This is a genomic window from Streptococcus oralis (assembly GCF_019929345.1).
Classification (GTDB): Bacteria; Bacillota; Bacilli; order Lactobacillales; family Streptococcaceae; genus Streptococcus.
Genome location: NZ_JAHZPJ010000006.1, coordinates 45,277 through 57,581 on the forward strand (window position 1 = coordinate 45,277; position 12,305 = coordinate 57,581).

Consider the following 12,305-nt stretch of genomic DNA (forward strand, 5'->3'; position numbering starts at 1 on the left):
TCCCGATTCTAAATGAACCAATTTTATAGCTGATTTAGGTAGGAGACGAGAAGTAACTAAAAGCTTTATATCTCAATAAATAATTGATATAATAATAGTTAAAGAATTACTAGGGGGAGAGAAAAGTTAATGGAAAAAGAATATCAATTTCGAGCACTTACTTCAAATAAAGATGTTGAAATAAAGCCAGTAACACTAGAAGCACTTCAGTTTGCGATTGACAAAAATTCGGAAGTAACCAACGTAGCTATTACTGGGAATTATGGAGCGGGGAAAAGTAGTGTTGTTGAGAGCTTTGAGAGTAAATATACTGATAAAACATTCCTCCATATATCTTTAGGGCAGTATGATGAAACAATAGGTAGTGAAAAAAATGGGCTAAATAATCGTCAAATTAATACCATAGAAGGAAAGATAATCAATCAATTACTTCATCAAATTAATCCTAATCAAATAAGAAAATCAATTTTTAAAACTCTTGATGCAGAATCGCAGATTAAACCTTTTAATATTTCGGTCTATGTAGGTTTAGTATTATTATTATCCTTATACTCACTAAATATTTCTTCATGGAATGGATTGATTCAGGATTTTTCTTGGTTATCTTGGACTACGAAACCTATTATTTCCCTTCTTATACTAGTAATTTTATTTGTTTTAATTGTATATGGATTTTATTTTTTACTGAAGCTACAAAAAGATTTTGGTTTTATCAAAAAACTATCCTTAAAAGCAGAAAAAATTGAAACTGATATCGAAATTTTTTCAAATGATAATTCTAAAGTATCCTATTTTGATCGATACTTAGACGATGTCCTTTATCTATTCAAGCAATCAGGAGCAAATGTCATAGTATTTGAAGATATTGAACGTTTTAATGACTCTAGAATTTTTGAAAAATTGAAGGAATTAAATATAATTATCAATAGAAATCGAAAGGCAAATCACAAACGTAAACTAGTATTTTTCTATCTTGTAAAGGATGATTTGTTTGAATCACAAGAAAGAACTAAATTTTTTGATTTTATTATTCCTATAGTTCCTGTCGTAACCGCTTCTAATTCTCATGACATATTAAAAAAAATGCTGACAGAAATGTGGGAATACGATAGTTTAGACAAGACGTTTTTATTTAATATTTCTTTATATCTTGACGATATGAGATTAATCAATAATATTTGTAATGAGTATCTGACTTATAAAGAAACATTAAGTAAGTTACCGTTAGAGCGTGAGAAAATTTTTTCAATGGTAGTCTATAAGAATATTTTCCCTAAAGATTTTTCACTTTTGCAAAGAAATCAAGGATATTTATATGAATTGTTGAACTCAAAAGAAATAATATTAAAAAATCGTAGGGAGGAATTAAATAGTAAGATAAAAGAATTGGAGAAAAAGATAGAGAAGGCAGAGGAAGAACAATTAAACGATGAGCTTGAATTATATGGATCTATTTTAAAAATCCCAAACGGAAAAGAAGTAATTAAAGTAAATGGGAAGTCTCAATCACAATTTCCATCATATTTAGAGTTTATTAATGACTTATTGAATGAAGAAAATACAATTATTGTTTTTGATAATTTTTACTCTGCTTATTATAATAATGGTGGTCAAGAAGTAAGTCTTGATTCAATATTTCCTGAAAAAAAATCTCCAGAATTTCAGGTGCGTTTAAACAATACAAAAAATAAAAAAATAATAGAAAAATTAAAAGAAGAAATTAAGAAAATAAATGATGAGCTTGAGAAACTAGATAGTTATAGATTATCAGATGTTTACCAATATGCTACAGATATTGATGATTTTAAAAGTAATTTTACCAAAGAAATAAGAAAGAATCCTCAATCCTCAATAATTTCTTTCCTAATTAGAAATGCTTATATTGATGAGAGTTATCAAGATTATTTGACTCATTTCTATGCGAATACGATAACGGTAGAAGAAAAAGAATATTTAAGAAATGTAATTTCTGGCAGACAGAATAAACATAATATTTCTCTAAAAAATTTTGATGAAATCTTTAATTATTTAGAATTAAAAAATTATAAAAGTAGTAATGTGTTAAATTATGATTTATTTAGATTTCTGTTATATGCAAATGAACATAATGAGAAGTTGAAATTAATCTTTCACCAAGATAATATTTTGGAATTTTTGCTGGATTTTTATAACGAATTATTTATTTTGGATGAAAAAAATACATCGTTTTATACAAAAAGTGATCCTAGGTTATTTTTTGAAAAATGGATGTATTACAACTCAGAACTTTTCATTAGATATGTTAAACAAGAATCTAGTGGATATGTTTATGTTGATAAAAGAAAACTAATATTATCATTAATGAATTTAGTTGATTTGAGTGATTGTACAAAAGAAACAAAAGAACAGCTAGCTAAATACCTAGAGATGAGACAAGAAATTCTACTTAATACTAATGACTACAATTATGGACAATTTAATGCAAATCTTTCAAATATAAATTTAAAGATCAAGGATTTTACATTCATTTATCAAGGATATGAGAAAAATCTGCTAAATTATATCTATCAGAATAGATTATATGAAATTTGTGAGTCTAATGTACTATTTTTCATGGAACAGCATTCTGATATGGGCACAGAGCTATCAGATGTAAAACATAAAAATTATGAAATCATGACTAGTCAAAATGGATTAAAACCTTTACTAGATTATTGTCAATCTTCTGATGAAGAATTCCTGAAGTATATTTTAATGTATGTTACTTTATCAGAGGGAGAGATGCGTGATAAACCTGAGTATATTGAACAATTATTGAATAATAATGTTGTATTTAATTATCAATTACCTCAAGAAAAGTTAGGAAGTGATGAATCTGATGACCTAGATAATGATGAAATTATCAAAAAAAGTACATTAGCAGATAAAATTATTGCTAGTGTCCCAGATTTTTATATCACTTTTACACAAGGTAAGTTCAATGCTCTTTCGAATGAAAATAGAGAAATACTAGTACAAAATTTTGTTCAAACTAAAAAGGCAGAAGTAAATACTGAAATTATTTTAGAATATTTCGGTCAAAATAAGGAAGTTGATAACTTTTTGGTAGATTTTATTAATCTGAATCCTAATTTTGAGTTGGATAAAGAAATTTATTCAAAATTGAGTAATGATTTACAAGATGATTTTAATGAAAATATTATTAGTTCTTTGGATTTAAATGATAATATTCGAAAAAGAATACTTAGTCAGCTTGGACTCTATTTCAAAAGAATTGATAATACTGATATTGATGAAGAAGATTTATGGAATTTAATAAATAGTAATCGTATTGAATTCAATAAAGAAAATCTTGAGTTTATTCGTAAAAGACCAATGGTACACCTAGAAGAATTTATATTCAAAAATATAGAAGATTATTTAAATGCTACTAATGTTGTTCGAAACGATATGGAAATGAGAGAATTGTTAAAGAAACCTGACATAGACGAAAAATATGTAGTTGAATTATTAGTATTGCTTTTAGATAATAAATTTAATGAGTATGACTTTGATGATTTAATAAATCAAAACAGATATGATTCGTTAGATGTGACGCTTCAAAATAAAATACAAAAAATAGTTAAAAAATATATAAGACAATTTATAGCATTAGATGAAAATGAAATTAGCGTTCCATTGTATGAATCTATCCTAAATTCAAATGATGTTTTACTTGAACATAAGAAAGAACTTTTTGAAAAATTAATTTCTGATTCGGAAAGTCAAATAGAAGTAGATAAGCTTATTTTGCTAGGTGATTATTTAGATTTATTAGAATTACCGGATATTATGCAAATCTTGAAGGAACAAATAGATTATGACATCTATACTGAATGGGAAGTTGCCTTGGACAAATTAAATCAAAATGAAGATAATGGTGGAAATGGTAATCAGGAAGCGAAAGTGTCGTATTCTAAATTTAACGAAAAACTTCTTGACTACTTAAAGAAAAGGAAGTTGATTTCTAATAAATCAAAACATGAAAATTCTGTATTAAAGCTTTATGGATTAAGAAAGAAGCAGATTAAATATAGTGATGAAGCAGAAGAAAAGCAATAGTTATCACATTCAAATGACTGAACACAAAAGTGGGCAGTCTTTTTTGATTTCTCTAGAAGTTTCTGAAATATGTTATAATAGAAGAATGGCAAACAAGAATACTACGAAAACAAGACGGAGACCGTCTAAAGCAGAACTTGAAAGAAAGCAGGCTATCCAGAGGATGTTGATTTCCTTAGGAATTGTCTTATTGTTGATTATTGCAGCCCTCAAACTCGGAGCGGCAGGTGTTACTCTTTACAATCTCATTCGACTGTTAGTCGGAAGTTTGGCCTATGTGGCCATTGGTGCCCTTCTCATTTATCTTTTTCTATTTAAATGGATCCGCAAGCAGGAGGGGGTTCTGTCAGGATTTCTCTGTATCTTCGCTGGCTTGCTCTTGATTTTTGAGGCCTACTTGGTATGGAAATATGGCTTGGAGCAGTCAGTTCTAAAAGGGACCTTGGCTCAAGTTATGACAGACCTGACTGGTATGCGGGTGACTAGCTTCGCTGGTGGAGGCCTGCTTGGTGTTGGACTTTATATCCCCATTGCCTTTCTTTTCTCAAATATCGGCTCCTACTTTATTGGAGTTCTTTTGATTCTAGTTGGGGCACTTTTGGTCAGTCCTTGGTCTATTTATGATGTTGCAGCCTTTATTGGAGTCCAGTTCAGATTGTTTATGGAAAAACAGGAACAGAGAAAACAGGAACGCTTCATCAAGAGAGAAGAAGAGAAGGCTCGACAAGAGGCTGAAGAAGTAGCCAGAATTCAGAGAGAACAAGAAGAACAGGATGCATTACCGCTTCCTCCTGTAGATCCTGAAACTGGAGAAATCTTATCAGAAGTACCAGACTACAATCTTTCACCAATTCCTGAAGAGGAATGGAGTGAACCGGAGATTATCCTGCCTCAAGCTGACGTTGAGGTTCCTGACGAAGAAGATTTTGAGGATGAAGAGGTGCAGGTTGATTTTTCTGCCAAGGAAGCCCTCGAATACAAACTGCCAAGCTTGCAACTCTTTGCGCCAGATAAACCCAAAGATCAGTCCAAGGAAAAGAAGATTGTTCGAGAAAATATCAAAATCCTAGAAGAAACCTTTGCTAGCTTTGGTATCAAGGTGACGGTTGAACGAGCTGAAATTGGACCTTCAGTAACCAAGTATGAAGTCAAGCCTGCAGTCGGTGTACGGGTTAACCGCATTTCCAATCTGGCAGACGACTTAGCGCTGGCTCTGGCGGCCAAGGATGTTCGGATTGAGGCTCCGATCCCTGGTAAATCCTTAGTCGGAATTGAAGTACCCAACTCTGAGATTGCGACCGTTTCCTTCCGTGAACTCTGGGAACAGTCTCAAACTAAACCAGAAAATCTCCTCGAAATTCCTCTAGGTAAGGCTGTCAATGGAACTGCTCGCACCTTTGACCTTTCCAAGATGCCCCACCTACTCGTTGCAGGTTCGACGGGATCAGGGAAGTCAGTCGCAGTTAATGGTATTATCGCTAGCATTCTTATGAAAGCAAGACCAGATCAGGTCAAGTTTATGATGGTGGATCCAAAGATGGTCGAGTTATCCGTTTACAACGACATTCCTCACCTTTTGATTCCAGTTGTGACCAATCCACGCAAGGCCAGCAAGGCCTTACAAAAAGTCGTGGATGAGATGGAAAACCGTTATGAACTCTTTGCTAAGGTTGGTGTGCGAAATATCGCTGGCTATAATGCCAAGGTCGAGGAATTTAATAGCCAATCTGAGTACAAACAAGTACCGCTGCCTTTGATTGTTGTTATTGTGGATGAGTTGGCAGACCTCATGATGGTGGCTAGCAAGGAAGTGGAAGATGCCATCATCCGTCTTGGACAGAAGGCGCGTGCCGCAGGGATTCACATGATTCTCGCAACGCAACGTCCATCGGTTGATGTTATCTCTGGACTTATCAAGGCCAATGTCCCATCTCGTGTGGCTTTTGCAGTTTCATCAGGCACAGATTCACGAACCATCTTGGATGAAAATGGAGCTGAAAAACTGCTTGGTCGAGGAGACATGCTCTTTAAACCAATTGATGAAAATCACCCAGTCCGTCTGCAAGGATCCTTTATCTCGGATGATGATGTCGAACGCATCGTAAACTTCATCAAGGCTCAGGCTGATGCGGACTACGATGACAGCTTTGACCCAGGAGAAGTTTCTGAAAATGAAGGAGATTTCTCTGATGGTGAAGCTGGTGGTGATCCGCTTTTTGAAGAAGCCAAGGCTCTGGTTATCGAGACACAGAAAGCCAGTGCTTCTATGATCCAGCGTCGTTTGTCTGTTGGATTTAACCGTGCGACCCGCCTGATGGAAGAACTCGAAATGGCGGGTGTCATCGGTCCAGCTGAAGGAACCAAACCACGAAAAGTATTGCAACAATAGAATAAACAGATATCAAGTCTTCTCATTAACTGTAGTGGGTGATGAAAAGCTATCAAAAAAGGGCATGCTTGTCCTTTTTTTGATAGTGAGAGCCATAAAAATATGTGAAAGTTTATAAAGATTCTAAATCCAAATCCACACTATTTCAGGTCTTTAATAAGCTTGTTAATTGCTTCGAATTGTAAAATATTAATATTCTTCTTATGTTTTATAAAGTTTTTAATGTAGTTTGAAATTGAAAATTGACAGAGTTTTAAGTTTTTTTCTGCCAGTTTAAAGAATAATTTCTTATTCTTCTTTTGAAAATGAAATAAAAGGAAGTCCCCTTATCAAATCGGGTTCTTAGAGAAATTTTCCAAGGTGCTAGGTAATGTAGAAACGGATAGGGATGATTTTAGTATTGGCGAACGAAATAGTCTGGAGGATTGTTTTAGTTTGAGTCCAGATATTAGAAAACAAAGTTTTCTAGCAATACCCATTAAGAAAAGATTTTCAGTAAGGGATTAAGCCCCCCTTTTTGTCGAAGAAGGTTTGAAATATAGAGGGACAAGACACAAGAACCTTATGACGGTTCTTTCACTGAAAACGATATTTCTTGGACGAAGTGATGTGGATTATTCAACTTGTTCAAGGGGAGGAATTTTGGAAAGTTTTTGAATACCGTATTTAACCAATTTTTCCTTTGTGATAAGGGGATAAAGAAGCAGGATAATCAAGTTTGCATGTTTCTCCATGTGAGTATTGATTTTAAAAATATAAGTAAGTTCTTAATAGATTGTATGATATTTTTCTATAGGAATATAATCCATAAGAACTATAGGGGATTTACCTACTACAAATATTATAGAGTCTGTTTGTATCGGAATTTTTTAAAAAGTTCTAGAATTTAAGTGGAATAGCTTGTAAAAAATTCTAAAATCCTTTAAAATAAAAGAGTTGGAGGAAGCTATGAATGGAAATCAGATGATACAAATTATTCCGACTTTGAAGGTCAATAACCGAAGATTAAATGAAACATTTTACATTAAAACTCTTGGGATGAAACCCTTGTTAGAAGAGTCTGCCTTTCTCTCGCTCGGTGATCAATCAGGTGTTGAGAAGATGATTCTTGAAGAAGCTCCAAGTATGCGAACTCGCAGAGTTGAAGGGCTTAAGAAGTTAGCTAGACTCTTGGTCAAAGTAGAAAATCCTTCAGAAATTGAGGCTCTTCTTTCTCGGATGGAGTCCCTTCCTCGCCTATTTAGAGGAAAACGTGGTTATGCTTTTGAGATTGTTTCTCCTGAACAGGATGTGATTTTTGTTCATGCAGAAAATCATATGGAAGATTTGGTTCCACTGGAAACTGTTCCCGAATTTTCTGCAAATATAGGTATGAAATACTTGAGTCAATTTGAGATTTCTATGGAGTTGCGTTTGCCTGAGGGAACGGAGAGTTTACTTGATCCCGAAGTAGTAGCCAATACAATTAGCTTTACCAAAGGGGAAGGTCCAGATTTGACTGTTGAAAACAACGTCACTTGGGATTTATCTATGATAAAATTTTTAGTGAAGGATTTAGATTTGACTAGTCTTCGTCAGAAATTTGAAAAGACAGGCTATTTTGTTCCCAAATCTGAAAAGTTCTTCCTTGGGAAAGATACCAATAACATCGAATTGTGGTTTGAAGAAGCATGAAGTTGGAAAAAATTCAAAGAAAAATAGAAGATCAAATTGAGGCAGGGGTATATCCCGGGGCCTCTTTTGCGTATTATAAGGATGGTGAATGGAAAGAGTCTTATCTGGGCTTGAGTGACCCAGAACGGGGCTTAAAGACAGAGAGCGGTTTGGTCTATGACCTGGCTAGTGTGAGTAAGGTCGTGGGAGTGGGGACGGTTCTTACCTTCTTGTGGCAGCAGGGCAAGTTAGATATTGATCGACCGGTGACGGATTTTTTACCTGAGTGTGATTATCCTGATATCACTATACGACAACTTCTGACACATGCTACAGACTTAGACCCCTTTATTCCCAATCGGAATCTCTTGACAGCCCCTGAATTAAAAGAAGCCATGTTTCACCTCAACAGACGAAATCAGTCTGCTTTTCTATATTCAGATGTTCACTTTTTACTCTTAGGCTTTCTTTTGGAAAAAATCTTTGACCAAGATTTGGATCAAATCATACAGAAGCAAGTTTTGGAACCATGGGGAATGACGGAAACCAATTTTGGCCCCGTTGAGCAAGCTGTACCAACAGTGAGAGGAGTAGAGGCCGGAATCATTCACGATCCTAAAGCCCGTCTATTAGGGAAACACGCTGGAAGTGCTGGTTTGTTTTCGACTGTTAAGGATTTGCAGATCTTTCTGGAACATTACTTGAAAGATGATTTTGCTGCAGAATTGAGCCGAAATTTTTCTCCCTTAGATGATAAGGAGCGGTCTCTATCATGGAATCTGGAAGGAGCTTGGCTCGACCATACGGGTTATACAGGTACCTTTATCATGTGGAATTGAGAGAAACAAGAAGCGGCTATCTTTTTATCAAATCGAACGTATGAGAAGGATGAGCGTGCCCAGTGGATAATCGATCGAAATCAAGTCATGGATATGATTCGTAGGGAAGAGTAGGGAGAAAGCATGTCAAAAACCGTAAAAGGAACGCTATTTACAGTAGTGGCAGGAATTGCTTGGGGCTTGTCTGGAACCAGTGGCCAATACCTTATGGCGCACGGGATTTCCGCTCTAGTCTTGACCAATTTGCGACTTATCATAGCAGGATTGGCACTGGTATTCTTATCCTATGTAACTGCAAGGGATAAACTCCTAGATTTTTTAAAAGACAGAAAAAGCTTACTCTCTCTACTGCTATTTGCCTTGTTTGGACTTTTCTTAAACCAGTTTGCCTATCTTTCTGCCATTCAGGAAACCAATGCTGGAACGGCGACAGTTCTCCAGTATGTATGTCCCGTTGGGATCTTGGTTTATACTTGTATCAAGGATAGGGTGGCACCGACTCTGGCTGAGATTCTTTCGATTGTTTTAGCAATCGGAGGAACTTTTCTTATCGCGACGCACGGGAAACTCGACCAGTTGTCTGTCACCCCTGTTGGTCTTTTCTGGGGCCTCTTTTCTGCCTTGACCTACGCCCTCTATATCATCCTTCCTATCGTTTTGATTAAGAAGTGGGGAAGTATTTTGGTGATTGGTGTGGGCATGGTTATTTCTGGTGTAGTGGCTATTCCCTTCACAGGAGTTTTGCAAGCCAGCATACCGACCAGCTTGGATTTTCTCTTTGCATTTGCTGGGATTATCATTATCGGAACTGTCTTCGCCTACACCGCTTTTCTAAAAGGAGCTAGTCTGATAGGACCTGTTAAGTCCAGTTTATTGGCTTCCATAGAGCCTATATCTGCTGTTTTCTTTGCCTTTCTGATTGTGAAAGAGCAATTCTATGCGATTGATTTTGTCGGTATGGCCATGATTTTACTTGCGGTAGCCATCATTTCTTTGAAAGATTTGTTGATAGAAAATAAACGGAAGGTTGAATGAGAAACTAGTTACTCGTAAAAAGTGGTTGATTTGAATATCCTATCGAAATATTGATTACGGCTAAGGAATGGGAGTGGAATTTTATAAAATTTTAAGGCTCTTTTCTTACAATAAACCAATCTTTAACTGCTAGAAGGAGGAGATATGAAAATTTTACAAAGTATTCACCCAACTAAGCCCCTGCGCTATTTGAGATGGTTTGACATTCTGATTATTACAGTTCTAATGTTTGGCCTGTTTATCATTCGTTCAACGGAGCTCTTTTTAGCAAGTATATTTCCGACAGACTTGTCAAGTGCTGTGGATACGGCAAGTAATACTGTCGGAGAGGGAGCAGCCTATTCCAGCAACTTCACCTTGCAAGTGATACTTCTGGCTTTAGCCTTGCTTTACCTTTTGATTCGGAATTATGATTTCAAACAACTTCCTATTCGTTGGACCTGGTCCCTTCTCTTTTGGGTTCCTTTTATATTTGCCATTGTGGGATTGTTTGGAGACTTGGTGACGACACTAACTGGTGAATACAATTACTTTAATCCAGCCCTTTTTGCCCACATAAATCCCATGGAAATTATACGGAAGTTCCTAGCGCTTAGTCCGATGGCAATTGCCTATGCTTTGCTAAATGGCTTCTATGAAGAGTTTTTCTTTCTAGGATTGTTGACCTCAGTGAAAGAAAAGCACAAGTGGTGGGTCTTGTTTTATTCTATCCTCGTTCGGATTTCTTTTCACACCTATCAAGGCTTAGTATGGGCGCTGATTATTGGTGTAATTTATGGTTTATTTTATTATTTCTTGTACAAGTATGTAATCAAGAATCTGCTCCCATTCTTCCTCATGCATGCTCTGGCAGACATGTTTGGCTCTAGTCTCATGTATCTCTTGATTGCTTGGGGAAGGTAAGAATCAGAAAAATCCACTCAGTTGAGTGGATTTTGTGTGTATAGATGACTAGTCTTTATTTTCATGTGGTAAGATCAAGTTTAAGATGATACCTGTCATAGCTGATAGGGCGGTACCTGAAAGCGTAACTGGTCCTACTTTGAGGATGGCACCACCAAGTCCGAGTACCAACATAGCACTAGCAATGATGAGGTTGCGCATTTGACTGAAGTCAACGCGTTCCTTGATCAAGACCTTCAAACCGTTGCTGGCGATAACTCCGTAGAGAAGGATGGACATCCCACCAAGCACAGCATTTGGAATAGTTGAAATCAAGGCAGTAAATTTACCTAGGAAGCTAAGCGCGATTGCGATAAAGGCTGCGTTACGGATAACTGAGACAGAAGCGATACGGGTCATCCCGATAACCCCTGTATTTTCACCGTAAGTCGTATTAGCTGGTCCACCGAGAAAAGCAGATACAGATGTCGCGATACCGTCACCGAGAAGGGTACGGTGAAGTCCTGGTTCTTTCAGGAATTGACGGCCACAGATTTGGCTCAAAACTGTGTGGTCACCGATGTGTTCTGAAATTGTTACGATAGCGATAGGCAAGATGGCAATTGTTTCAGGACCAAAGTAGAGGTTGTACTCTTTAAAGGCACCACCCGTGTTAAATGGCAAGTAGAAGCCAGGAATTTCAAACCAGTTGGCTTCTAAGACTGGAGTAAAGTCAACCAAACCAAGCATCATAGCGAAGATGTACCCACCGATGATGGCAAAGAGGAAAGGAATAATGCGAAGGAAGCCTTTTCCTTTTGTATTGATAAAGGCAGCAATTAAGAACGTAACAACTGCTACAAGGGCGTTCTTCCAGTTTCCATCAGCGACCAGTCCAGCATTCGTTACAGCAGAACTAGCAAGACCAAGACCGATAACGATAATCATAGGTCCGATAATGATTGGTGGCAAGAGTTTATCAATCCATTTCGTACCTGCAAAACGAACACTTGCTGCTACAAGGACATAGACCAAACCAGTCAAGATAACCCCAGTTTGAGCAGCAGATACATCGCCTCCCATTTCTTTCATGGCTAAAGACATAGCCGTGATAAAGGCGAATGAAGAACCTAGATAAACTGGAACCTTAAAGCCAGTAGAAATCATGTAGATAAGTGTCCCAACACCTGATGCAAAAAGGGCAACAGATACGGGCATTCCCAAAATTAAGGGAACGAGAATGGTTGCACCAAACATGGCAAATACGTGCTGGAAGCTGAGAAGAATGCCTTTACCAGCAGAAGGACGTTGATCAACGTCTAGTAATAAGTCAACAGTTGATTCCTGTTTCATAAAAACCTCACTTTTGGGCACCAAAAAAGAGCCCATTATTTTACAGCAATAGGCCCTCAGAGTAAGACTTTTTA

Annotated in this window: 6 protein-coding genes and 1 pseudogene; 6 read left to right on the forward strand and 1 reads right to left on the reverse strand. The window is 36.4% G+C overall.

Annotation, left to right across the window (positions count from 1 at the left end):
* The first annotated feature begins 129 nt into the window (after window positions 1-129).
* The 6 genes and pseudogenes from K1I97_RS05480 to K1I97_RS05505 all read left to right on the forward strand — a co-directional run bounded on the left by K1I97_RS05480 (window position 130) and on the right by K1I97_RS05505 (window position 10,899).
* Window positions 130-4,080 (forward strand): YobI family P-loop NTPase, encoded by a 3,951-nt coding sequence (locus K1I97_RS05480; protein WP_223331737.1) that lies wholly within the window; start codon window positions 130-132, stop codon window positions 4,078-4,080.
* Between the two features lie 85 nt (window positions 4,081-4,165).
* Window positions 4,166-6,469 carry a DNA translocase FtsK gene (locus K1I97_RS05485; RefSeq protein ID WP_317628037.1) on the forward strand — a complete coding sequence of 768 codons (2,304 nt, stop codon included), beginning with the start codon at window positions 4,166-4,168 and terminating at the stop codon, window positions 6,467-6,469.
* Window positions 6,470-7,417: 948 nt separating this feature from the next.
* A complete protein-coding gene (locus K1I97_RS05490; RefSeq protein WP_223331738.1) occupies window positions 7,418-8,143 on the forward strand; it encodes a CppA family protein in 726 nt (241 codons plus the stop codon).
* Window positions 8,140-9,075 (forward strand): annotated as a pseudogene (locus K1I97_RS05495) (serine hydrolase domain-containing protein). The gene K1I97_RS05490 and the pseudogene K1I97_RS05495 overlap by 4 nt, the downstream one beginning before the upstream one ends.
* A 9-nt stretch (window positions 9,076-9,084) precedes the next feature.
* Window positions 9,085-9,996 (forward strand): DMT family transporter, encoded by a 912-nt coding sequence (locus K1I97_RS05500; RefSeq protein ID WP_223331739.1) that lies wholly within the window; start codon window positions 9,085-9,087, stop codon window positions 9,994-9,996.
* Between the two features lie 144 nt (window positions 9,997-10,140).
* The gene (locus K1I97_RS05505) at window positions 10,141-10,899 is read left to right on the forward strand and encodes a CPBP family glutamic-type intramembrane protease (RefSeq protein ID WP_223331740.1); all 759 of its coding nucleotides are present in this window, start codon (window positions 10,141-10,143) and stop codon (window positions 10,897-10,899) included.
* 48 nt (window positions 10,900-10,947) lie between these two features.
* Here K1I97_RS05505 and K1I97_RS05510 read toward each other — a convergent pair whose 3' ends face one another.
* On the reverse strand, window positions 10,948-12,231 hold the full coding sequence (locus K1I97_RS05510) for a uracil-xanthine permease family protein (RefSeq protein WP_223331741.1): 1,284 nt from the start codon (window positions 12,229-12,231) through the stop codon (window positions 10,948-10,950).
* Window positions 12,232-12,305 lie beyond the last annotated feature (74 nt).